Origin of the sequence: Massilia sp. CMS3.1 (assembly GCF_051262535.1) — a bacterium.
Lineage (GTDB): Bacteria > Pseudomonadota > Gammaproteobacteria > Burkholderiales > Burkholderiaceae_D > Telluria.
The window spans coordinates 106,781-128,939 of record NZ_JBIMES010000014.1 but is presented as its reverse complement, the minus strand read 5'-3'; the positions used below and the strand labels follow the sequence as shown (position 1 = coordinate 128,939).

Sequence of the window (22,159 nt, the reverse complement as noted above, 5' to 3'; positions counted from 1 at the left end):
ACCGTTAGCGGTGGCTTTTTTGTTTGTGCCCCCACGTACATCACTCCAAACGCGAAAGCGAATGATAATAATTCTCATTTACAAATCCTGAAACGCTCTCTAGAATGTTGATCAGTTCAACAAAAAGCGCCCACGCACAGCAGGGCGTCCTCCAACGAGAGAGAAACAGGAAGACCATGCACCCGATCACAAGCCGCAAGCACGCCACCAGCCGTTTCAGCCACCACGTAAGCGCCGCGCTGGCGACCATGCTGCTCCCCATCGCAGCCCAGGCGAACGACGCGTCCCCACCCGCACTCGACGACGCCGCCAGCACTCCCGTCTCGAAAGTCGAAGTCGTCGGCCAGCTTGGGAACGACTTCAAGGCCGAACGCGCGTCCTCGCCGAAGTACACCGAAAAGCTGGTCGACACCGCGCAGTCGGTGCAAGTCATCAAGAAGGAGCTGATCGAGCAGCAAGGCGCCCTCACCCTGACCGAAGCGCTGCGCAATACGCCCGGCGTGGGCGCCTTCTTCCTCGGCGAGAACGGCAACACGAATACCGGCGACGCCATCTTCATGCGCGGCTTCGATACCTCGGGCAGCATTTTCGTGGACGGCGTACGCGACATCGGCTCGGTCTCGCGCGACGTCTTCAACCTCGAACAGATCGACGTCGTGAAGGGGCCGGCCGGTACCGACAACGGCCGCGGCGCGCCGACCGGCTCGGTCAACCTGGTGTCTAAAAAAGCAGGCATGGAAGACGCCATCTCTGGCTCCGCAACCGTCGGCAGCGCCTCGCAAAAGCGCGTGACGCTCGATGCCAACAAAGTCCTGAACGCGCAGCAGGGTATCGCCCTGCGCCTGAACGCGGTCGCCCAGGATGCCGGCCGCCCTGCACGCGACGTCGTCAAGGACAAGCGCTGGGCCATCGCCCCGAGCCTGGGCTTCGGACTGAACGGCCCGACGCGCCTGCATCTCGATTATCTGCACGTGGACCAGGACAACATCCCGGACGGCGGCGTGCCGACGGTCGGCCTGCCGGGCTACACGAGTCCGGACCGCAGCCGTCCCTTCATCAGCGACGCGCTGCCGGTCGATCCGCAGAACTTCTACGGTTCTAACGGCGACTACGACAAGGTGAAAGCGGACATGGCCACCGTGCGCGTCGAGCACGATTTCGTACCGGGCTTCAAGCTGCACAACATCACGCGTTATGGCCGCACCAGCCAGGACTACCTGCTCAGCGCCTTCATGGGTTCGAGCGCCAACCTGGCCACCCCGAACCCGGGCGATCCGTCGAGCTGGACCCTGGCGCGCGGCACCCGCACCGTGAAGGACCAGCAAAACCGCATCCTCACCAACCAGAGCGCCCTCACCTCGCAATTCGACACCGGCAGCCTGCGCCACACCTTGGTGACGGGGCTCGAGCTGACAAACGAGCGCCAGATCACCTACGGTCTCACCGGTCTCGGCCTGCTGCCCGCCGCGAACCTGTACCGCCCTGATTCGGCAGCCCCGGTTGCCGGTCTCGCGCCAAGCCGCACCGGGGCGTACAACCAGGGCACGATCGACACCCAGAGCCTGTACGCCTTCGACACCATCAAGTTCGGCGAGCGCTGGATCTTCAATGGCGGCCTGCGCGTCGACCACTTCAGTGGCGATTACACGGTCGTCGCACTGACCAACAACGTACTGGTACCGACCCACTTCACGGTCGGCGACACGCTGGTCAACGGCAAGGTCTCGGCCCTGTTCAAGCCCACCGCCAACAGCAGCATCTATGCCATGGCGGCGAGCTCGAAACTGCCGCCGGGTTCCAGCTTCACGGTCTCGGGCAATGCCAACAGTGCGCAAAACCCGATCTACGATCCGCAGGAAACCGTCACCACCGAGATTGGCGGCAAGCTCGACCTGTTCAAGCAGAAGCTGGCCTTGAATGCGGCCCTGTTCCGCACCGAAGTGAAGAACGAAGTCGAGCAGGACCCGGTCGACCTGAAGTACTACCAGACGGGCAAGAAGCGTGTGCAGGGCGTGGAGCTGGGCGCGACCGGCGAACTGGCGCGCAACTGGCTGGTCAGCGCGGGCTACTTGTACATGGACACGCGCGTCGCAGCGGGCAAGACCATCACGGCCGGCGGCGAGAACCACCTGACCTACACGCCAAAGAGTTCGTTCACGCTGTGGACCTCGTACGACCTGCCCTTCGGCCTGAAGCTCGGCGGCGGCGCACGTTATTCGGACCGCCTGCTGCGCGGTACCGATGGCGCCATCGGCACCCCGGCCTATACCGATTCGTACTGGGTGTTCGACGCGATGGCTGCCTGGCAGGTCAACCGCAATCTCGACATCCGCCTGAACGTGTACAACCTGGGCGACGAGCGCTATGTCGCCGCCATCAACAAGAGCGGCTACCGCTACACGCCGGGTACGCCGCGCGCGGCCAGCCTGACGGCGAACCTGCGCTTTTAAGTACTCGTCCGATCTGCTCCTCCGGCAGTTTGACGCCCTTCGCCGTTAGCGGCGGCGGGCGTTTTTTTCGCTCCACGCACGCGGGCTTGGCCTAGAATGGCGTGCCACCACTACCATTGCGCCCCTTGAAGATTTCGATCGGCCTTCGCCTGTTTGCCTCGGTCCTGCTGGCCATCCTGGCGGTGGCGGCGGGCGCCGTCTTCCTGCTGCGCCAGAACGTGCTGGAGAGCTTCGGCGACTACGCCGTCCAGATCGAACTGGACCGGTTGGACGAACTGTCGAACGACCTGGCGCGGCGCTATGCCCGGCATGGCAACTGGGATTTCGTGCCGGCCCACGGCAGGCGCGAATGGATCGCGCGCGAACTGGCGCGGCTGCAGGGCGAGCGCGAGGCGCGTGCCTTTCCAGTAGCGCCCGCGCCGGTTGCGCCGGTTCGCCTTGCCGGCTCGGCGCTGCCCACCGCACCAGTTGCCCCTCCGGCTCCCCCTGCGCCACCCGCGCCGCCACTGCCGCCATTGCCGCCCCCTGCGATCGGCGACGCACCGGCTTCGGGTGACGCCTTGCCGCTGCAGTCGCGCATCACCCTGTTCGATGCCGCCGGCAAGCCGCTTGCCGGCAGCCCCCCCGGCACGCTGCCCCTCGCACGGCGCGCGATCGTGGTTGACGGCCGCACCGTCGGCGCACTCGCCGTGGCGCGCACGGCGCGTCCGACCGATGCGTTGGCCTATGCTTTCCTGGAGCAGATCACCGCCAGCCTGTGGCTGATCGCGGCAGCCTGCGTTCTGCTCAGCGCCCTGGTCTCGACCCTGCTCGCGGCGCACTTCCGGCGTCCGATCGGACGCCTGGCGGGAGGCGCGCGGGCCCTGGCCGAAGGACGCTTCGAGACGCGTCTGGATGAACACCGCAGCGACGAACTGGGCGAGCTGGCCGGCCACTTCAACCTGCTGGCAGCGCGCCTGGAAGGTGCCGAGGCATCGCGCCGCCAGTGGGTCGCCGACACCTCGCACGAACTGCGCACGCCGCTGGCCGTACTGCGCGCCCAGCTGGAAGCGGTGCAGGATGGCGTGCGCAATGCGGACCCTTCGCACCTTGGCGCGATGCTGCGCCAGGTGCTGGCGCTGTCAAAACTGATCGACGAACTGTATGCGCTGGCGCGTGCCGATGTCGGCGCCCTCGATTGTCGGCGCGAGCAGTTTGATGTATGGCTGCTGGCGCTCGAAGAAGCGGACGCGTTTGCCGAACGCCTGCAGACGGCGGGGCTGGCGCTGGAAATCGCGCCGGCGCCGGTGCGCGCCATCGTGCTGGCCGACCCCGACCGCATGCGCCAGGTACTGCGCAACCTGTTCGAAAACAGCCTGCGCTACACGAACGCGCCCGGCCGCGTGCTGCTGTCGGCGCAGGTGGCCGGGAACAAGCTTGCGCTGTCCATCGACGACAGCGCGCCCGGCGTGCCCGATGCGGCCATTGGGCGCCTCGGCGAGCGCTTCTACCGGGTCGACGCGTCGCGCAGCCGCGCCGGCGGCGGCGCCGGACTCGGACTGGCCTTGTGCCGGCGGCTGGTCGAGGCGCAAGCCGGCGAACTGCACTTCGCCCATTCGCCGCTCGGAGGCCTGCGCGTCACGGTGTCAATGGAACTGCCGCCATGAACACGATTTACGTTGTCGAAGACGAACCGGAACTGGCGGCAGTGGTTGCCGACTATGCGCGCGCGGCCGGCTACCTGCCGACAGTGTTTGGCGACGGCGCCGAGGCGCTGGCCGCGATTCGAACAGTACTCCCCGCACTGGTCGTGCTCGACCTGATGCTGCCCGGCCTGGATGGCTTGAGCCTGTGCCGCGAAGTGCGCAGCTTCTCCGATGTGCCGATCGTGATGGTGACGGCGCGCGTCGAGGAAATCGACCGCCTGCTCGGCCTGGAACTCGGGGCCGACGACTACCTCTGCAAGCCCTTCAGCCCGCGCGAACTGGTCGCCCGCATCAAGGCCATCCTGCGCCGCAGCGGCGTGCGGACTTCAGCGCTGGCGATCGACGCTCCCGCCCGCCGCGCCAGCGTGCGCGGCCAGCCGCTCGACCTGACGCCGACCGAGTTCGATCTGCTGGCCGCACTCGTGCGCCGGCCGGGCCAGGTGTTTTCGCGCGCCCAGCTTCTGGCGCTTGCGCATCAGGACAACCTGGACGTGACGGACCGCGCCATCGACAGCCATATCAAGAATGTGCGGCGCAAGATCGAGGCCGCCGCACCCGGGCTGGAGCCGATCCGCTCGATCTATGGCCTGGGCTACCGCTTCGACGTTTGACCCCTCCATTGTGTCTCCACATTTGGCGTGCACAGTGGCTTGAACGGCGCCACCGTCGCGCGCCGCCCCCAAGGAGAAGCATATGCACCCACTTTCCATCGTTCTCGTCGCCATGTTGCTTGCCGCAGGCGGTACCAAGGCCCAAGCCGCGCAGAGCGCAACCTGGACTGCGCCGCCGGCGCCACCAGCGCCTCCGGCACCGCCTGCACCGCCCCCGCTGCCGCACAGCGCGCAGCCAGCACAAGCACCGCTGCCGCCCGTGCCCGCGGCGCCGGTCGCCCCGCCAGCCCCGCCCGCGCCGCCGCCGCTGCCCGAGATTCCCGCCGAGGCGCATGCCGCCTGCGCGGGCAAGGCAAGCGGCAGCAAGCTGAGCTTCACGCCTGGCTCCGGCGAGACCATGAGCGGCCTGTGCGAACGGGTCGATGGCCGCATGGTGTTCCAGCTGCGCAGCTACCGCAGCAAGCAGTAAGAACCCATGCGTAGCGGGCGGCGTCCTGTTGGCAAAATGATTAGAATCGGCGCATCGGTTTTCACTTCTTGGGGCGGCGATGTTCGATATGGATTTGGCTTGGTGGGAATTCATCGTGCGCGGTGCGGTCGTTTATCTGGCGCTGCTCGCGATGGTGCGTTTGTCGGGTCGGCGCACGGTCGGCCAGCTCACGCCCTTTGACTTGCTGGTGGTGATGCTGCTGTCCGAAGCGGTCTCGAATTCCCTGTCCGGCGGCGACGATTCGCTCGCCGGCGGCCTGATCGTCGCGGCCACGCTGATCGTGCTGAACATGGGCGTAGCCATGCTCTCGACCCACAGCAAGCGTGCATCGATCATGCTTGACGGGACTGCCATCCTCATCGGCCGCGACGGCCAGTTCTTCGACAAGGTGGTCAAGCGCTGCCGCATCACGGAGTCCGACCTCGAGCAGGCACTACACACGGCCGACTGCGCGCGCGCGGAAATGCAGACCGCTTTCCTGGAAGCGGACGGCGAGATCACGATCCAGCAAAAGAAGTGATCTGCCGCGTGCAGGCGACATGATTCACCCCAGGGAGATGGACACGAAATTTGTATCACATCCGCCCAGCCTCTCCTTGTTTCTTCCGTCTGTTCAATTTCCCCTAGCGCTTATTGCTCAGCGGCTCCTGCCCATCCGTACCGTGTGAGCTTCCTGCGACCGTCGTGCTAATTCTTTTGGCAGCGTCACATCGTGGCGCGTTGGATTCTTTCCTGATCAGGAGGTTTGCCATGAAACACAACGTGTCCGTGCTGGCCCTGGCCGCGGCGACAATGCTCTCACCTGTAGCCGCCCAGGCCAAGACGACCATCATCAAGGCTGTCGCCAGCGGCACGGCGGAAAGCCCGCCGAACGGCTCACCCGGATCGAGCGTCGCCACCTTCGAGATCGACGGCAACTTGTTGCGCGCCGAGGTGCCGTTCCGCGACTTGTTGGGCACCACCGTCGCGGCCCACATCCACTGCTGCACCACTGCCGCGTTCACCGGCACCGCCCCGGTCGCCCTGCCCTTCGAGGATTTCCCGACCGGGGTCACCGACGGTTTCTATTCCCAGTCCTTCGACCTCTCCGACGCCTCGATCTACGCGCCGGGTTTTCTCACGGCCTTCGGCGGCACGCCGGCCTTGGCGAGCGCTGCGTTGATCGATGCGATCAATTCGAATGTGGCTTACCTGAACATCCATACGACCCAGTTCCCGGGCGGCGAGATCCGCGGCTTCCTGGTGGCGGCGCCGATTCCGGAACCGGAGACCCGGGGCATGTTCGCCGCCGGCATCGCGGGCATGGGGATACTGGCGCGGCGCCGCCGCATGCTAAGGTAAGGCGAGCGTGCGGGTTTCCCGCTCGGCCAGCATCGCGACCCAAGCGGGAATCGCCAGCTGCCAGAAGGCGGCCAGCGACGCCGGGCGCTCGAGCGGCAGCCCGAGGAAGCGCGCGGCGTGGAGCAGCGCGTCGAGCGCCGCCCCTTCGTCGCCAGGCAGCACCGCCAGCGCGCCGGTCTGCTTCGAGAGTTTTTCGCCATCGGCATTGCGTACCACCGGCACGTGCAGGTAGCGCGGCGTCGGCACACCCAACAAGCGCTGCAGATGGATCTGGCGCGCGGTCGAATCGATCAGGTCCGCGCCGCGCACGATATCGGTCACGCCCTGCTCGGCATCGTCGACCACCACCGCCAGCTGATAAGCCCAGTAGCCGTCCGCGCGCTTCAAGACGAAGTCGCCGGATTCATGCGCCAGGTGCTGCGTCCGGGGGCCGGCAAAGCGGTCGATGAAGGTGATCGTGTCTTCTCCCGCCTCGGGCACGCGCAGGCGCAGGCTGCGCATCGAGCGGCCGGGCGCCAGGCCATGGCGGCAAGTGCCGGGGTAAATCGCGGCACCATCGGGCGCGACGCCCAGGCGCGAATCGAGGATTTCGCGGCGGTTGCAGCCGCAGGGGTAAGCATGCGCGCCGAGCTTGTCCGCCGCAGCCGCGTACAGGTCTTTTCTGCGGCTCTGCCACACGACCTCGACATCCGAATGCATGCCGAGCGAATCGAGTAGTGCCAGGATGGCATGATCCGCGCCGGGCACGCTGCGACCTTCATCGATGTCTTCGATGCGCACCAGCCATAGACCGTTGTGGGCACGCGCGTCGAGATAGCTGGCGACGGCGGCCACCAGCGAACCGGCGTGCAGCGGCCCTGTCGGGGACGGCGCGAAACGGCCGATATAGGGGTTGCTCACGGTAGGACGGGAAGGTTTGAACGGGGCAACACGATACCATAGCGAACCAACCTAGCGCGGGCCGCCCTTCCAGCTATCCTTTTCTTCAAAATCGCGGATCAGGCGCGTCACCTGGCTGGCGACCCCGTTCGGCACCGCCATCGACAGCTGGTAGTGAACGATCTTGAAACCGTCGCCCTTGCGCCGCATGACGCCGCTGGCCTGGCAGACGCCCATTTGCGTCTCCAACAGCTCGTCGAACCAGATGATGGCCCGGTCGTCGGAAAAGTGGACATTGCGGCGGATGGTCTTGAAGGCCCAGGCCGACTTGCGCTTGAAATGGGGTTTGGCCCAAGTCTTGAATTCGTCGCGGCGCCAGCGTTCGCCCTTGTCGGTGCCGATATAGATGCCGTCTTTTGCGATCTTGTCGAAGTAGGCCGGACGTGCATGCGCCGCATCATTGTGCCAGCGGTCGACAAAGGCATTCACCTTTTTTATCAGCAGGGGATCGGCATGTGCAACGAAGGCGCACAGCATCAGGGAACAGGCAAGCAACAAACGTTTCATGGGATTGAAAACTGATGACTGAAAAATCAGATTCTACACAGCCATATGTAACCAAGTGGTGAAATTGCCAAAGTTTCTCAATTCAGGTATATATTTTGCAACATTACTTTTTCCTAATGGTGTATATGCGCTCAATCCTGCTCTGCGTGCTCAGTCTGCCTCTGCTGGCGTGGGCGCAGCCAGCCGAGGTGGCGGTATCGCCCTCGAAGGCCGAGCTCACCGACGCCACGGTCGTGCCCAAGATGGCGAAGTCCTTGCGCGCGCGCCTGACCGACGACGTGGTCAAGCAGGCGGTACGTGACACCCTGGCGGAGCATCCCGCGAAGCGCGAGCCAGCCGCTGGCGGCCAGGTCTTCAGCGGGGACAAATATGGGGCGTTTTCCCGGGAGTTCGCCGCGTCGAAGAAGCCGTCCTGCCTGGGACCGGACGCGACGAAATTCCAACCGCCCGTTGTCAGCACGAAAAACTGGACCTTTGGCGGCGGCGGGCTGTTCGTCCTGCCCTTCTGGGCCGCGGCGATCGTGAAGGGAAAGTGCAATTAACTGTCACTGGTCGGCGCCGTGAAGGCTAATTCCCGCTTGCATGAGCCAGCTCCCAGAAGATGACGAGCATGAGGACGAACAAGATCAACAGTCCTGCGGAAAAGGCTCTCAGGCGTATGGGCACAAGGTTGGATCGGACATGCACAAAGCCGTGTACACAACGTGTTGCCACATACAACCACGCAAGCATCAGCACCGCGGCCGAAACGGCGTTCAATTGGAATAATGCCAGGCACACGATATAGAAGAGAATAGGTGTCTCGAATTGGTTGGCAATGTTATTCGACACCTTCACTACTTCAGCAGGCCATTCGCTGTGATCGAGCGCTGCCTGCTTCAGGTCGACCTTCTTGAGGCGAACCGACTGTGCCTTGCGTGCCGCAAGCAGCCCGAACATACCTAGCGTCAAAAGCATTTGGGCCAGCAGTGGGCCAAAGATCAGATGAGCGTTCATAGTTTCCCTCATAGTGTCGTGACCGGCCTGCCAGATGGTTTTCGCATGTCATATGATGTAATATGGACAGCGTCAATTTATATCCAAATATTGTCACTGTCAATATGAAAAACGCAACTTCGTCACGGCCCTCGTACCACCACGGCAACCTCCGGGAAGAACTGCTGCGCTGTGCGTTTGACATGCTTGAAAGTGAGGGCGCAGACGCAATTACGATCCGCGCCGTTGCCAGAGCGGCGGGCGTGGCACATTCCGCGCCCGTGAATCACTTTCCGAGCAAGCAGGCTCTGCTCGCGTCGCTGGCCGCAAGCATTTTTCACGCTCTGGCAGAAGAGGTCACGAACGCATTAGGGACTGGGACAAAGACCTATCCCGAGGTGATCAGGACCTTTGCCAACACGGTCGCGCAGTATGCACTGGCTCACCCGAATCGCTATCGGCTGTTATGGCGACGCGCCCTACTCGATGACCACGATAGCGAGTTAAGCGCTGCGATGGATCGCATCTATGGTCTGTTGATAGAAAAGCTTGGGGAAGATAAGAGAGTCCGACAAACGAGCCTTGAGACGCGCGCGATTGCGCTCTGGTCCATGGTGCATGGCTACGTGATGATGCGCCTCGATGGAAATTTCGTTGAAAAAAATGATGAGATAAACGGGTTGCCACGTCAGAACGCCATTGTGGAGGCGATCCTGGAAGGTCTTTGAACCTGCCGACTTTGATGCTATTCAGCGTGGTAGACGACCGCAGCGGCGTCGGCGCGGAAGGCAGCGAATCGAGCAAGTGCTCAAGGCGTTCCATGTCGAGCGAGGATACGACGATCGGTGGTCTCATTTTGCGACTCCATGTGTGGCCGCGTTCCGGGTGTCCAAAAAAAAGGAAATCCTCCGCAGGGCGCGGAATGGTCGATACAGTGGAGGAGGCTCGGGAGGACGGAGGGCGAGAATACCAGCCGGGTTTCCTCACCGAGCCCGCGAAAGCGCGGCAAAATCTCGCGCGATGAGGATGCCGACAGGCGCGACGCGCCCTCCCTCGTTCAGGGACGAACCGCAAGCTGGACAGGTGCACGATGGATTCATGGTCGAATAAAGGCGGCCAAGGCAGCGCAAGCTATGGTGGGCACTTGTGCCCACGCGGTACGACAGGCGCGTACCGCAAACCCCAGTATACCCCCCTGCCCCAACCGTCGACACCTTACCCAAAAACGAAAAAAGCGGGCCGCAGCCCGCTTTCCATTAACCCGTGTACGAATTAACGCTTGTCGAGTTCCGGCACATCGCGCACCGGCGAACCGACGAACAGCTGACGCGGACGGCCGATCTTCTGCTCAGGATCGGCAATCATCTCGTTCCACTGGGCGATCCAGCCGATGGTACGCGCCATCGCGAAGATACCGGTGAACAGCGAGACCGGGATACCCAGTGCCGACTGCACGATACCCGAGTAGAAGTCGACGTTCGGATAGAGCTTGCGCGACACGAAGTATTCGTCTTCCAGGGCGATGCGTTCCAGTTCCATCGCCAGCTTGAACAGCGGGTCTTCCTGCAGGCCCAGCTCTTCCAGCACTTCGTGGCAAGTCTCGCGCATCAGTTTTGCACGCGGGTCGAAGTTCTTGTAGACGCGGTGACCGAAGCCCATCAGCTTGACGCCAGAGTTCTTGTCCTTGACCTTCTCGATGAAGGCAGGGATGTTCTCGACCGAGCCGATTTCTTTCAGCATCGTCAGTGCCGCTTCGTTGGCGCCGCCGTGGGCCGGGCCCCACAGGCAGGCGATACCGGCAGCGATACAGGCGAACGGGTTCGCGCCCGACGAACCGGCCAGGCGGACGGTCGAGGTCGATGCGTTCTGCTCGTGGTCCGCGTGCAGGATCAGGATGCGGTCCAGGGCGCGCACCAGCACGTCGTTGACCTGGTACTCTTCGCACGGGTTGGCGAACATCATGTGCATAAAGTTGGCGCTGTACGACAGGTCGTTGCGTGGGTACATGAACGGCTGGCCGACGGTGTACTTGTAGGCCATCGCGACCAGGGTCGGCAGCTTGGCGATCAGGCGGATCGCGGAGATTTCGCGCTGCTTCGGATCGTTGATGTCGAGCGAGTCGTGGTAGAACGAGGCTAGCGCTCCGACGGTGCCGACCAGCACCGACATCGGATGCGCGTCGCGGCGGAAGCCGCGGAAGAAGAATTGCATCTGCTCGTGGACCATCGTGTGCTTGGTCACGGTGTCGCTGAAGGTGGCTTTCTGTTCCGCGTTCGGCAGTTCGCCGTTCAGCAGCAGGAAGCAGGTTTCCAGGAAGTCGCAGTTCTCGGCCAGCTGTTCGATCGGGTAGCCGCGGTACAGCAGTTCGCCCTTGTCGCCGTCGATGTAGGTGATGCTCGAGTTACAGGCCGCGGTCGACATGAAGCCCGGGTCGTAGGTGAACTTGCCGGTCTGGCCGTACAGCTTGCGGATGTCGACGACGTCCGGGCCGATCGTGCCCTTGTAAATCGGCATGTCGATCGATGGGCTGCCGTCGGAGAACGACAGGGTTGCTTTGGTATCAGAAATATTCATGGCACTTCCTTCTTGGGAGTGGATCTACAAAATATAAAACGAAAACGGTTATCGCCTTGGCGGCGCCTTGGCGGTTCACGCCAGGCGCAGGCGCGCCAGCAAGGCGTGCACGTGCGGCAGGTCGACATCGCCGTCTGGCTCGGCGCGTCCGAGGATCAGGTCCATCAACGGGTTGTCCGCCAGGTCCAGCAAGCGGGTCAGCGCGTCGACCTCGTCATCAGTCAAGTCCGCCTCATGCGCATCGAGGAAGCGCGTGAGGATCAGGTCGTTTTCGAGCAGTCCACGGCGCGCGCGCCAGCGCAGGCGGGCGCGATTGGCAGGATCGGATTGATGCGTTGTCACTTGAGTCCGTTGTTGGGTCAACACTATACTCCGGCTGCCGGGAATCGGCAGTACCGTACTTTTACTGTATTTGTTGCAATAATTTGAGCGCGACGCGGCGCAGAATAGCCGATTTTTGCGCCGCGTGACGAAGCTCGTGCTGGTGTCTTGCGAGCTGTGTACCGCGTGGGCTCAAGAGCTCACGCGGTAACACGGCCGGTGTAACTGCGCCGGCCGAGAACAACAACGGCCTTAAATCGCCCGGCGAACCAGCAATTCCTTGATCTTGCCAATCGCCTTGTTCGGATTCAGACCCTTCGGGCAGACGTCCGTGCAATTCATGATCGAGTGGCAGCGGAACAGGCGGTACGGGTCTTCCAGGTTGTCCAGGCGCTCGTTGGTCGCTTCGTCGCGCGAGTCGGCGATGAAACGGTAAGCCTGCAGCAGGCCGGCAGGACCGACGAACTTGTCCGGATTCCACCAGAACGACGGGCACGAGGTCGAGCAGCAGGCGCACAGGATGCACTCGTACAGGCCGTCGAGCTCTTCGCGCTCTTCCGGCGACTGCAGGCGCTCTTTTTCAGGGCGGATCGACTCGTTGATCAGATAGGGCTTGACCGAGTTGTACTGCTTGAAGAACTGGGTCATGTCGACGATCAGGTCGCGCACGACCGGCAAACCCGGCAGCGGACGCAGCACGATCGGCTGGGTCAGCTCGTTCAGGTTGGTCGTGCAGGCCAGACCGTTCTTGCCGTTGATGTTCATCGCGTCCGAACCGCAGACGCCTTCGCGGCACGAGCGGCGCAGGGCCAGCGAATCGTCGACGTCCGACTTGATGCGCTGCAGCGCGTCGAGCAGCATCTTGTCGGTGTCTTGCAGTTCGACCGTGACGTCTTGCATGTAAGGCTTCGAATCCTTGTCCGGATCGTAGCGGTAAATCTTCAGTTGGACTGTGCGTGCCATGTTTTACCTATCTCATCACGGCCGGAGCATGGGTCAATTCCCACTTCCGGCCACAAAAAACGTTCTTAGAAAGTACGGGCCTTCGGCTTGAAGGTCTCGACGGTCAACGGCTTCTGGATCACTTCCTTGTACTCGAGGCGGTTGTTCTCTGAGTAGAACAGGGTGTGCTTCATCCAGTTGGCGTCGTCGCGCGCTTCGAAGTCGCTGTGCGCGTGGGCGCCGCGCGACTCTTTACGTGCTTGCGCCGAGACGATGGTTGCCTTCGCGGTTTCGATCAGGTTGTCCAGTTCGAGCGCTTCGACGCGCGCGGTATTGAACACCTTCGACTTGTCCTTGTACGACACGTGCTTGCGGCGTTCATCGAGCACCATGATTTCCTTGACGCCCTGCGTGAGCAGCGCATCGGTACGGAACACGCCGCAGTACTTCTGCATCGTGGCGCGGATGTCGTTGGCAACGCCCTGCACTTTTTCCGAGCCGGTCGAGGTCTCGAGGCGGTTCAGGCGATCCAGGGCGAAATCGGAGGCGTCGGCCGGCATCGGCTTGATCGACTTCTGCTTCAGGTTCGAAGCGACCACGTGGTTGCCGGCGGCGCGGCCGAACACGATCAGGTCGAGCAGCGAGTTGGTACCCAGGCGGTTCGCGCCGTGGACCGAGACGCAGGCGCATTCGCCGATCGCGTACAGGCCGCCCACCACTTTCTGGCCGCCGTTCTTGATGTCGGGGGTGACGACCTGGCCATGGATGTTGGTCGGGATGCCGCCCATCTGGTAGTGAATCGTCGGCACGACCGGGATCGGTTCCTTGGTCGCATCGACGTTGGCGAACTTGTGGCCGATTTCCAGGATCGAAGGCAGGCGCTTCTTGATCGTGTCGGCGCCGATGTGGCGCAGGTCCAGCAGCACGTGGTCCTTGTTCGGACCGCAGCCACGGCCTTCCTTGATTTCCTGGTCCATCGAACGCGAGACGAAGTCGCGCGGCGCCAGGTCCTTCAGGGTCGGCGCATAGCGCTCCATGAAGCGTTCGCCGTTCGAGTTGATCAGGATACCGCCCTCGCCGCGGACACCTTCCGTGATCAGGACGCCCGCGCCGGACACGCCGGTCGGGTGGAACTGCCAGAATTCCATGTCCTGCAGCGGCAGGCCGGCACGTGCCGCCATGCCCATGCCGTCGCCGGTGTTGATGAAGGCGTTGGTCGATGCGGCGAAGATACGGCCGGCACCGCCCGTGGCGAAGATGGTGGTCTTCGCTTCCAGGATCATGACGTCGCCGGTTTCCATCTCCAGGGCCACCACGCCGACGACATCGCCGTCCGCATCGCGGATCACGTCCAGGGCCATCCACTCGACAAAGAAGTGGGTACGCGCACGGACGTTACGCTGGTACAGCGTGTGCAGCAGCGCGTGGCCGGTACGGTCGGCAGCGGCGCAAGCGCGCTGAACCGGCTTCTCGCCGAAGTTGGCGGTGTGGCCGCCGAACGGACGCTGGTAAATCGTGCCGTCGGGATTGCGGTCGAAGGGCATGCCGAAGTGTTCGAGCTCGTAGACGACTTTCGGCGCTTCACGGCACATGAATTCGATCGCATCCTGGTCGCCCAGGTAGTCGCCACCCTTGACGGTGTCGAACATGTGCCAGTACCAGTCGTCTTCGCTCATGTTGCCGAGCGAAGCACCGATGCCGCCCTGCGCCGCCACGGTGTGCGAGCGGGTCGGGAAAACTTTCGACAGCACGGCCACGTTCAGGCCGGCTTCAGCCAGCTGCAGCGAGGCGCGCATGCCGGAACCGCCGGCGCCGACGATGACCGCGTCGAAACGGCGGGTAGGGATTGCAGTTTTAATTGCTGCCACGATTACACACTCCAGAGAATTTGCACAGTCCAGGCGGCGCAGGCGAGCAGCCAGAGCACCGTAGCGATCTGCAAGGTCAGCTTGACGCCGACATTTTTGACGTAGTCCATCCAGATGTCACGCATGCCGACCCAGACGTGGTAGTACAGGCCGAAGAAGGTGACGAGGGAAAAGAGCTTGAACCACTGGCGCGAGAACAGCGACGCCCAGCCTTCGTAGGTGAAATTCTGTGCGGTCAGGAAGGTGCCCAGCAGGATCAGGGTGTAGACCACCATCACGATCGCGGTGACGCGCTGCGCCAGCCAGTCACGCACGCCGTAGTGGGCGCCGACGACGAGACGGTTCTGGCCGATGTTATTCTTGCTTGCCATTTTTAGAATACTCCAAACAGTTTCAGTCCGACGACGGCGGTCAGGACCAGGCTGGCGACCAGCACCCAGCGTGCGGTCTTCTGGGCGGCGTCCTTGTCCAGGGCGAAGTGGTTATCCATGAACAGGTGACGGATGCCGGCGATGAAGTGGTGCGCATACGCCCACGACAGGCCCAGCAGGATGATCTTGGTGAAGATGTTGTCGACCATGCCCGCGAAGTGGGCGTACGAGATCTCCGAGCGCAGGCTTTCCTGCAGCAGGTAGAGCATGAACGGCAACAGCAGGAACATCCCGAAACCGGTCACGCGGTGCAGGATCGAGACGATCGCCGACGGCGGCATCTTGTACTTCGTCGTGATATCCGTAATGTGGATATTACGGAACTCCGGCCGTCCTTTTTTTGTGGCCTCTCTCACGGCTTCGGACATACAACACCTCCCTTAACTGACAAAATGTGATTAACCCTTAATTTTCGCCGATTTTTTGCGGCGCACCAAGATCCGTGTGCGGAATATTGGCGGGACAAACGCGGAACCGGGTTTTGTTCGGCGCTTTCTCAGTAACAACATATTTTAAACGCATAACGGCAAACCTGCAGGGCCACCGCCGTTGCGGCGCCGCACCCGCGACGGCGACCGCGTTTTACGACAAGTCGTTCTGATAATGGTGCTGCGCCGTCAAATACAAGCCGCGCCGCAACTCGACCGGGCGGTCGCCGTAGGTGAACGAGACCCGGTCCGCCACCAGCAAGGGCGTTCCCTCGGCCACACCCAGGTACTGCGCCGCCACCGCATCGGCCCCCACAGCGCGAATCTTCTCGGTCGCGCGGATCATCCGCGTGCCGAACTCGGACTCGAACAGGCCATACATTGGACCCTTGTACTCGACCAGGCGTTCGGCCGTCAGGCCCTTGAACACCTGCCCCGGCAGCCACAGCTCCTCGAGGATCGTCGGCGCGCCGTCGAAGGACATCACCCGCTTGATATACACGACCGCGTCGCCCGACTTCAGCTCGAGCAGGCGCGTCACCTCGGCCGGCGCACGGATGCGCTTGACTTCGATGATGCGGTTATCGGGATGGTGGGGAACGCCCTCGTCGGGCATCAGCTTCAGGAAACGGAAATGCGCGCGCTCTTCGTGGTGCGTGGCAACAAAGGTGCCCTTGCCCTGCCGCCGCAGCACCAGGTTCTCGGCGGCCAGCTCGTCGATGGCCTTGCGAACGGTTCCCTGGCTGACCTTGAAGCGGGCGGCGAGTTCGACTTCGCTCGGCATCAGTTCGCCCGGCTTCCATTCTCCGGATTGCAGACTGTGCGTGATCAGCGCCTTGATTTGCTGATACAGCGGGCGGAACGATGGCGAGGCATTGCTGCCCTGGCCTTCGCCGACAGGGGGGGTCGGGACGGAATTCATAGACCACGATTTCACCACAAATGCCCTCCCCCGTCCAGTGAACACCTGGCAACATATGTGTCTTATATAAGACATATGATATGGATTGACGGGAGAACAACCGAGGACTACACTCGCGGTCGATCGGGCGTCCGCACCTGCCGCGCGCACCACGCCGGACACCCGCAAGAAGAGGGGCCGGTTTTGGTATCATTGCAGTTTTCTCGAACAGGCGTATCCTCGGCTTCGACCGTTTTCATTCCCACTTTTGGAGATTCATCATGGCTAAAACCCCAATGCGCGTTGCCGTTACCGGCGCTGCCGGCCAGATCGGCTATTCGCTGTTGTTCCGTATCGCTAACGGCGACATGCTGGGCAAAGACCAGCCGGTCATCCTGCAGCTGCTCGAGATCGACAACGAAAAAGCACAGAAAGCCCTGAAGGGCGTCATGATGGAAATCGACGACTGCGCCTTCCCGCTGCTGGCCGGCATGACCGCGCATTCGGACCCGATGACCGCCTTCAAGGATGTCGATTTCGCCCTGCTCGTCGGCGCACGTCCACGCGGCCCTGGCATGGAACGCAAGGACCTGCTGGAAGCGAACGCCCAGATCTTCACCGTGCAGGGCAAGGCGCTCGACGCCGTCGCTTCGCGCAACGTCAAGGTGCTGGTGGTCGGCAACCCTGCCAACACCAACGCCTACATCGCGATGAAGTCCGCTCCGAACCTGCCGGCCAAGAACTTCACCGCCATGCTGCGCCTGGACCACAACCGCGCCCTGTCGCAAGTGGCTGCCAAGACCGGCAAACCGGTCGCCTCGATCGAGAAGCTGGCCGTGTGGGGCAACCACTCGCCGACCATGTACGCCGACTACCGCTTCGCCACCATCGACGGCGCTTCGGTGAAGGACATGATCAACGACGACGCATGGAACCGCGACACCTTCCTGCCGACCGTCGGCAAGCGCGGCGCTGCGATCATCGAAGCGCGCGGCCTGTCGTCGGCGGCCTCGGCTGCCAATGCTGCGATCGACCACATGCACGACTGGCATGCCGGCACGGGCGGCAAGTGGACCACGATGGGCATCCCGTCGGATGGTTCGTACGGCATCCCTGCCGAGACCATGTTCGGCTTCCCTGTCACCGTTGAAAACGGCGAGTACAAGATCGTCCAGGGCCTGGAAATCGACGCATTCTCGCAAGAGCGCATCAACCTGACGCTCAAGGAACTGACCGAAGAGCGTGAAGGCGTGGCGCACCTGCTGGCCTAAGTTGTCCTTACAGCAGACGGGCCGGCACGGCTTGCCCGTCCGCTGATTCTGTGCCGCCTTCCAAGGCGGCACCGCTGTTTCTACTACTGAACCAACCATGCATCCTTCCGAGGTTTTATTCCAGGGCAAACGCCAGCCGCTCCTGCTTCCCGCCTGCGATCACTACGCCGGCTCCGAGAAGCTGATGCGCAAGTCGATGGCCCTGCAACAAGAGCTTGGCCCCGTCTTCGACATCACCTTCGACTGCGAAGACGGCGCCCCCGCCGGCACCGAGGCCGCGCACGCGCAGCTCGTGGCAACGCTGGTGAACAGCGAAGAGAACCGCTTCAAGCGCATCGGCGTGCGCCTGCACGACATCGACAGCGCGCACTTCGTGCAGGACGTCGTGACCATCGTCGGCGCTGCCGCCGCCCGCCTCGCCTATGTCGTGCTGCCCAAGCCGAACGGCATCGAGGACGTGCGGCGCGCATTGGAGATGATCAACCGCGTGGCGGTCCCGAACGGGCGCGTGGCCTTGCCGGTGCACGTGCTGATCGAAACCCACGGCGCCTTGCACGACGCTTACGAGATTGCCGCCCTGCCCCAGGTCGAGTGCCTGTCCTTCGGCATCATGGATTTCGTGTCCTCGCACTTCGGTGCCATTCCGGCAGCCGCGATGCGCACCCCGGGACAGTTTTCGCACCCATTAGTTGTCCGCGCCAAGCTGGAGATGGTTGCGGCATGTCATGCGCACGGCAAGGTCGCCTCGCATAATGTGACGACCGAGATCAAAGACAGTGCGATTGTGGCAAACGATGCACAACGCGCCGGCGGCGAATTCGGTTTCACGCGCATGTGGAGCATCCATCCGGACCAGATCAAACCCATCGTCAAGGCGTTTACGCCCCGCTTGTCGGAAGTAAACGAAGCCACCAACATTTTGCAGGAGGCGATGGCGGCGAACTGGGGGCCGATCGCTCAACATGGGCGCTTGCACGACCGCGCCAGCTACCGATATTATTGGACCGTTTTGCAGCGCGCGAAGCTGGCCGGCCTGGCGCTGCCCGACTCCGCGGCGGCAATCGTCAACCAAACGGAATCGAACTAATGGCCACCTCCCCCAAATACCTCCTCGCCGCCGGCGCATTCGCGTTCGCGGCCCTCGGCCTGTGCGCCGCACCCGCCTCTGCCGCGCCGGAAAAGAACCACCCGAAAGCCGCCGACGTCCTGAAGGCGAAGAAAGCAACGCCGTCGAAGTCGAAGTCGAAGAAAGCGGCCGCAGCGGCCGCCGAGGACGACTGGACCCCGGCCGAGGAAGCCGAGCCGGACGTCACCGACACCAGGGTGACCGAGTACACGTGCGAACTGAATAACAAGGTCACGATCTACAGCAACGACAAGGACGACGCGCACATCGCGCTGCGTTGGAAAAAGCGCCTGCATCGCCTGGACCGGGTCGGCACGACCACTGGCGCGCTGCGTTTCGAGAACACCAATTTCCGCCTGATCTGGATCGGCATCCCGTCGAAGGGCATCCTGCTCGACTCGCGCCTGAACCGCCAGCTGGCCAACGAATGCAAGAGTGCCGACCAGGCCACGCCGGTCGTCGCGGCCGCTCCGGAAGAAAAGACAAGCTGACGCTCATTCAGTTACCGAGCGTCAGCACCATATTGAAGCAATTACAAGAAACCCCACTGAAGGAGAGCTTATGTCTCGCAACACCCTGAACACGCTGAAGGACTTCCCGCTTGCAGCGGGCCAGTCCGGCCAGTTCCATTCGCTGCCGGCGCTGGGCGAAAGCCTGGGCGTGAACCTGTCGCGCCTGCCGGTGTCGATCCGTATCGTCCTCGAATCCGTGCTGCGTAACTGCGACGGCAAGAAGGTCACCGAAGAACACGTCCGCCAAGTGGCGAACTGGAGCGCGACCGCCGAGCGCACCGACGAGATTCCTTTCGTCGTTGCCCGCGTCGTGCTGCAGGACTTCACCGGCGTGCCGCTGCTGGCCGACCTGGCCGCGATGCGCAACGTCGCCGCCAGGTACGGCGCCGATCCGAAGAAGATCGAGCCGCTGGTGCCGGTCGACCTGGTGGTCGACCACTCGGTCACGATCGACCACTTCCGCGAGCCGGGCGCGCTCGACCTGAACATGAAACTGGAATTCCAGCGCAATAACGAGCGCTACCAGTTCATGAAGTGGGGCATGCAAGCCTTCGACACCTTCGGCGTCGTGCCTCCGGGCTTCGGCATCGTTCACCAGGTCAACCTGGAATACCTGGCACGCGGCGTGATGCGCCAGGGCGACACCTACTACCCTGACACCCTGGTCGGCACCGACTCGCACACCACCATGATCAACGGCGTTGGCGTCGTCGGCTGGGGCGTGGGCGGCATCGAAGCCGAAGCCGGCATGCTGGGCCAGCCGGTCTATTTCCTGACCCCGGACGTTATCGGCGTCAACCTCACCGGTTCGCTGCGCGAAGGCTGCACCGCGACCGACCTGGTGCTGACCATCACCGAACTGCTGCGTCGCGAGAAAGTCGTCGGCAAGTTCGTCGAGTTCTTCGGCGAAGGCACCCGTTCGCTGTCGACCACCGACCGCGCAACGATCGCCAACATGGCACCGGAATACGGCGCGACCATGGGCTTCTTCCCGGTCGACGACGCAACCGTCGACTACTTCCGCGGCACCGGCCGCACCGAAGAAGAAATCACCGCCTTCCAGAACTACTTCCAGGCCCAGGGCCTGTACGGCATTCCAAAGGCCGGCGACATCGACTACACCCGCGTGGTGGAACTGAACCTGTCGACCGTGACCCCGTCGCTGGCTGGCCCAAAGCGTCCACAGGACCGTATCGAACTGGGCAACGTGAAGAACAACTTCACGGAGTTGTTCAGCAAGCCGACCACCGAAAACGGCTTCAACAAGGCCGCCGACGACCTGCACAAGGTCTACGAGACGACCAACGGCGTGCGCGTGAAGAACGGCGACATCCTGATCGCCGCCATCACCTCGTGCACCAACACCTCGAACCCGAGCGTGCTGCTGGCCGCGGGCCTCCTGGCCAAGAAAGCCGTCGAGCGCGGCCTGACCGTGGCGCCGCACATCAAGTCCTCGCTGGCCCCAGGCTCGCGCGTCGTCACCGAGTACCTGACCGCCGCCGGCCTGCTGCCTTACCTGGAAAAGCTGGGCTTCGGCGTGACCGCCTATGGCTGCACGACCTGCATCGGCAACGCCGGCGACCTGACTCCGGAACTGAACGCCGCGATCGTCCAGAACGATATCGTCGCCTCGGCCGTCCTGTCGGGCAACCGTAACTTCGAAGCACGCATTCACCCGAACATCCGTTCGAACTTCCTGGCCTCGCCTCCGCTGGTCGTCGCTTACGCGATCGCCGGCAACATGACGCGCGACCTGATGACCGAACCGGTCGGCCGCGACACCAACGGTGTCGACGTCTACCTGGGCGACATCTGGCCAACTTCGCAGGAAATCGGCGCGCTGATGAAGTTCGCGATGAACTCGGAAGTGTTCAAGAAGAACTACGCGGACGTCAAGGGCAACCCGGGCGAACTGTGGGAGCGCGTATCGTCGACCGAAGGCCAAGTCTACAACTGGCCTGAGTCGACCTACATCGCGGAACCACCGTTCTTCGCCGACTTCGAGATGACCCCGAAGGCGGCCGCCACCGGCATCACGGGTGCGCGCGCACTTGGCGTGTTCGGCGACTCGATCACCACCGACCACATCTCCCCGGCCGGTTCGATCAAGGAAGACGGCCCTGCGGGCAAGTGGCTGAAGGATCACGGCGTGCTGAAAGCCGACTTCAACTCCTACGGCTCGCGCCGCGGCAACCACGAGATCATGATGCGCGGTACGTTTGCGAACGTGCGCATCAAGAACAAGATGATCCCGGCCAAGGCCGACGGTTCGGCAGTCGAAGGCGGCATCACGCTGCACCAGCCGAGCGGCGAACAGATGTCGATCTACGACGCGGCCATGCAGTATGTGGCGGCAGGCACCCCGACGATGGTCTTCGGCGGCGAAGAGTACGGCACCGGCTCGTCGCGCGACTGGGCAGCCAAGGGCACCCAGCTGCTGGGCGTGAAGGCCGTGGTCGTTCGCTCGTACGAGCGCATCCACCGCTCGAACCTGGTCGGCATGGGCGTGCTGCCGCTGCAGTTCATCGGCACCGACAGCGTCGAAACGCTGGGCATCACCGGCCGCGAGACCTTCGACCTGAAGGGCCTGGAAGGCGAGATCAAGCCGCAACAGCTGGCCACCCTGGTGATCCACCGTGAAAACGGCGACACCCAGGAAGTGATGGTCCTGCTGCGTATCGATACCCCGATCGAAGTCGACTACTACAAGCATGGCGGCATCCTGCCGTTCGTGCTGCGCCAGCTGCTCGCTGCCTAATTGCTCCAGGCCCGCTTCGGTGCGGGCTC

Annotated in this window: 22 protein-coding genes and 1 pseudogene; 12 read left to right on the top strand and 11 right to left on the bottom strand. The window is 63.0% G+C overall.

Features of this window, described 5'->3' with window-relative positions; genetic code table 11:
* Positions 1–176: 176 nt before the first annotated feature.
* The 6 genes from ACHAC9_RS20190 (at position 177) to ACHAC9_RS20165 (ending at position 6,577) form a co-directional block, all read left to right on the top strand.
* Complete coding sequence (locus tag ACHAC9_RS20190) at positions 177–2,450, top strand: catecholate siderophore receptor Fiu (RefSeq protein ID WP_435762698.1); 2,274 nt, start codon at positions 177–179, stop codon at positions 2,448–2,450.
* Between the two features lie 125 nt (positions 2,451–2,575).
* A complete protein-coding gene (locus tag ACHAC9_RS20185) occupies positions 2,576–4,096 on the top strand; it encodes an ATP-binding protein (protein ID WP_435762696.1) in 1,521 nt (506 codons plus the stop codon).
* Entirely contained in the window at positions 4,093–4,746 is a 654-nt protein-coding gene (locus tag ACHAC9_RS20180) for a response regulator (RefSeq protein WP_435762694.1), read from the top strand. The genes ACHAC9_RS20185 and ACHAC9_RS20180 overlap by 4 nt, the downstream gene beginning before the upstream one ends.
* An 82-nt stretch (positions 4,747–4,828) precedes the next feature.
* A complete protein-coding gene (locus ACHAC9_RS20175; protein ID WP_435762692.1) occupies positions 4,829–5,215 on the top strand; it encodes a hypothetical protein in 387 nt (128 codons plus the stop codon).
* Positions 5,216–5,294: 79 nt separating this feature from the next.
* Positions 5,295–5,756 (top strand): DUF421 domain-containing protein, encoded by a 462-nt coding sequence (locus tag ACHAC9_RS20170; RefSeq protein WP_435762690.1) that lies wholly within the window; start codon positions 5,295–5,297, stop codon positions 5,754–5,756.
* Positions 5,757–5,986: 230 nt separating this feature from the next.
* Positions 5,987–6,577, top strand: a complete 591-nt coding sequence (locus ACHAC9_RS20165) for a CHRD domain-containing protein (protein ID WP_435762688.1) — start codon at positions 5,987–5,989, stop codon at positions 6,575–6,577.
* Here ACHAC9_RS20165 and gluQRS read toward each other — a convergent pair.
* Together gluQRS and ACHAC9_RS20155 are read right to left on the bottom strand one after the other, a co-directional pair.
* Positions 6,569–7,477 (bottom strand): tRNA glutamyl-Q(34) synthetase GluQRS, encoded by a 909-nt coding sequence (gene gluQRS / locus ACHAC9_RS20160; RefSeq protein ID WP_435762686.1) that lies wholly within the window; start codon positions 7,475–7,477, stop codon positions 6,569–6,571. The two genes, ACHAC9_RS20165 and gluQRS, sit on opposite strands and share 9 nt — an antisense overlap.
* A 51-nt stretch (positions 7,478–7,528) precedes the next feature.
* Positions 7,529–8,023, bottom strand: a complete 495-nt coding sequence (locus ACHAC9_RS20155) for a nuclear transport factor 2 family protein (protein WP_435762683.1) — start codon at positions 8,021–8,023, stop codon at positions 7,529–7,531.
* 125 nt (positions 8,024–8,148) lie between these two features.
* Here ACHAC9_RS20155 and ACHAC9_RS20150 point away from each other — a divergent pair, with 125 nt between their 5' ends.
* On the top strand, positions 8,149–8,565 hold the full coding sequence (locus ACHAC9_RS20150) for a hypothetical protein (RefSeq protein ID WP_435762681.1): 417 nt from the start codon (positions 8,149–8,151) through the stop codon (positions 8,563–8,565).
* Between the two features lie 25 nt (positions 8,566–8,590).
* Here ACHAC9_RS20150 and ACHAC9_RS20145 read toward each other — a convergent pair whose 3' ends face one another.
* The gene (locus ACHAC9_RS20145) at positions 8,591–9,019 is read right to left on the bottom strand and encodes an MAPEG family protein (RefSeq protein WP_435762679.1); all 429 of its coding nucleotides are present in this window, start codon (positions 9,017–9,019) and stop codon (positions 8,591–8,593) included.
* A gap of 62 nt (positions 9,020–9,081) precedes the next feature.
* On the opposite strand from ACHAC9_RS20145, the gene ACHAC9_RS20140 reads away from it, so the two are divergent.
* The gene (locus ACHAC9_RS20140; protein ID WP_435762677.1) at positions 9,082–9,726 is read left to right on the top strand and encodes a TetR/AcrR family transcriptional regulator; all 645 of its coding nucleotides are present in this window, start codon (positions 9,082–9,084) and stop codon (positions 9,724–9,726) included.
* 58 nt (positions 9,727–9,784) lie between these two features.
* Here ACHAC9_RS20140 and ACHAC9_RS20135 read toward each other — a convergent pair.
* From ACHAC9_RS20135 to ACHAC9_RS20100, 8 genes and pseudogenes are all read right to left on the bottom strand, one after another.
* Positions 9,785–9,853, bottom strand: a pseudogene (locus tag ACHAC9_RS20135) (nucleoside diphosphate kinase regulator); the annotation flags it as partial.
* A gap of 417 nt (positions 9,854–10,270) precedes the next feature.
* A complete protein-coding gene (gene gltA / locus ACHAC9_RS20130; RefSeq protein WP_435762674.1) occupies positions 10,271–11,572 on the bottom strand; it encodes a citrate synthase in 1,302 nt (433 codons plus the stop codon).
* A gap of 75 nt (positions 11,573–11,647) precedes the next feature.
* Positions 11,648–11,914 (bottom strand): succinate dehydrogenase assembly factor 2, encoded by a 267-nt coding sequence (locus tag ACHAC9_RS20125; protein ID WP_435762672.1) that lies wholly within the window; start codon positions 11,912–11,914, stop codon positions 11,648–11,650.
* A gap of 231 nt (positions 11,915–12,145) precedes the next feature.
* Entirely contained in the window at positions 12,146–12,856 is a 711-nt protein-coding gene (locus tag ACHAC9_RS20120) for a succinate dehydrogenase iron-sulfur subunit (RefSeq protein ID WP_435762670.1), read from the bottom strand.
* A gap of 65 nt (positions 12,857–12,921) precedes the next feature.
* Positions 12,922–14,703 (bottom strand): succinate dehydrogenase flavoprotein subunit, encoded by a 1,782-nt coding sequence (gene sdhA, locus ACHAC9_RS20115; protein WP_435762668.1) that lies wholly within the window; start codon positions 14,701–14,703, stop codon positions 12,922–12,924.
* Positions 14,704–14,705: 2 nt separating this feature from the next.
* Positions 14,706–15,074, bottom strand: a complete 369-nt coding sequence (sdhD, locus tag ACHAC9_RS20110; RefSeq protein WP_435762666.1) for a succinate dehydrogenase, hydrophobic membrane anchor protein — start codon at positions 15,072–15,074, stop codon at positions 14,706–14,708.
* Positions 15,075–15,076: 2 nt separating this feature from the next.
* Positions 15,077–15,502 carry a succinate dehydrogenase, cytochrome b556 subunit gene (gene sdhC / locus ACHAC9_RS20105; protein WP_435762663.1) on the bottom strand — a complete coding sequence of 142 codons (426 nt, stop codon included), beginning with the start codon at positions 15,500–15,502 and terminating at the stop codon, positions 15,077–15,079.
* A 214-nt stretch (positions 15,503–15,716) separates the two neighbouring features.
* Entirely contained in the window at positions 15,717–16,484 is a 768-nt protein-coding gene (locus tag ACHAC9_RS20100; protein ID WP_435762660.1) for a GntR family transcriptional regulator, read from the bottom strand.
* A 260-nt stretch (positions 16,485–16,744) separates the two neighbouring features.
* On the opposite strand from ACHAC9_RS20100, the gene ACHAC9_RS20095 reads away from it, so the two are divergent.
* The 4 genes from ACHAC9_RS20095 to acnA all read left to right on the top strand — a co-directional run bounded on the left by ACHAC9_RS20095 (position 16,745) and on the right by acnA (position 22,130).
* Positions 16,745–17,734, top strand: coding sequence for a malate dehydrogenase (locus ACHAC9_RS20095; RefSeq protein WP_435762658.1), 990 nt, complete (start codon positions 16,745–16,747; stop codon positions 17,732–17,734).
* Between the two features lie 97 nt (positions 17,735–17,831).
* Positions 17,832–18,821: an HpcH/HpaI aldolase/citrate lyase family protein gene (locus ACHAC9_RS20090; protein WP_435762656.1), complete on the top strand. Its 990-nt coding sequence runs from the start codon at positions 17,832–17,834 to the stop codon at positions 18,819–18,821.
* Positions 18,821–19,351 carry a hypothetical protein gene (locus ACHAC9_RS20085; protein ID WP_435762654.1) on the top strand — a complete coding sequence of 177 codons (531 nt, stop codon included), beginning with the start codon at positions 18,821–18,823 and terminating at the stop codon, positions 19,349–19,351. The genes ACHAC9_RS20090 and ACHAC9_RS20085 overlap by 1 nt, the downstream gene beginning before the upstream one ends.
* Before the next feature lie 70 nt (positions 19,352–19,421).
* Positions 19,422–22,130, top strand: a complete 2,709-nt coding sequence (gene acnA, locus ACHAC9_RS20080) for an aconitate hydratase AcnA (protein ID WP_435762652.1) — start codon at positions 19,422–19,424, stop codon at positions 22,128–22,130.
* Positions 22,131–22,159 lie beyond the last annotated feature (29 nt).

Coding starts and splice junctions, on each gene's coding strand:
- ACHAC9_RS20190 (WP_435762698.1), top strand. CDS start 177: ATGCACCCGATCACAAGCCGCAAGCACGCCACCAGCCGTTTCAGCCAC.
- ACHAC9_RS20180 (WP_435762694.1), top strand. CDS start 4,093: ATGAACACGATTTACGTTGTCGAAGACGAACCGGAACTGGCGGCAGTG.
- ACHAC9_RS20175 (WP_435762692.1), top strand. CDS start 4,829: ATGCACCCACTTTCCATCGTTCTCGTCGCCATGTTGCTTGCCGCAGGC.
- ACHAC9_RS20170 (WP_435762690.1), top strand. CDS start 5,295: ATGTTCGATATGGATTTGGCTTGGTGGGAATTCATCGTGCGCGGTGCG.
- ACHAC9_RS20165 (WP_435762688.1), top strand. CDS start 5,987: ATGAAACACAACGTGTCCGTGCTGGCCCTGGCCGCGGCGACAATGCTC.
- ACHAC9_RS20155 (WP_435762683.1), bottom strand. CDS start 8,023: ATGAAACGTTTGTTGCTTGCCTGTTCCCTGATGCTGTGCGCCTTCGTT.
- ACHAC9_RS20150 (WP_435762681.1), top strand. CDS start 8,149: ATGCGCTCAATCCTGCTCTGCGTGCTCAGTCTGCCTCTGCTGGCGTGG.
- ACHAC9_RS20145 (WP_435762679.1), bottom strand. CDS start 9,019: ATGAACGCTCATCTGATCTTTGGCCCACTGCTGGCCCAAATGCTTTTG.
- ACHAC9_RS20140 (WP_435762677.1), top strand. CDS start 9,082: ATGGACAGCGTCAATTTATATCCAAATATTGTCACTGTCAATATGAAA.
- gltA (WP_435762674.1), bottom strand. CDS start 11,572: ATGAATATTTCTGATACCAAAGCAACCCTGTCGTTCTCCGACGGCAGC.
- ACHAC9_RS20120 (WP_435762670.1), bottom strand. CDS start 12,856: ATGGCACGCACAGTCCAACTGAAGATTTACCGCTACGATCCGGACAAG.
- sdhD (WP_435762666.1), bottom strand. CDS start 15,074: ATGGCAAGCAAGAATAACATCGGCCAGAACCGTCTCGTCGTCGGCGCC.
- sdhC (WP_435762663.1), bottom strand. CDS start 15,502: ATGTCCGAAGCCGTGAGAGAGGCCACAAAAAAAGGACGGCCGGAGTTC.
- ACHAC9_RS20100 (WP_435762660.1), bottom strand. CDS start 16,484: ATGAATTCCGTCCCGACCCCCCCTGTCGGCGAAGGCCAGGGCAGCAAT.
- ACHAC9_RS20095 (WP_435762658.1), top strand. CDS start 16,745: ATGGCTAAAACCCCAATGCGCGTTGCCGTTACCGGCGCTGCCGGCCAG.
- ACHAC9_RS20090 (WP_435762656.1), top strand. CDS start 17,832: ATGCATCCTTCCGAGGTTTTATTCCAGGGCAAACGCCAGCCGCTCCTG.
- ACHAC9_RS20085 (WP_435762654.1), top strand. CDS start 18,821: ATGGCCACCTCCCCCAAATACCTCCTCGCCGCCGGCGCATTCGCGTTC.
- acnA (WP_435762652.1), top strand. CDS start 19,422: ATGTCTCGCAACACCCTGAACACGCTGAAGGACTTCCCGCTTGCAGCG.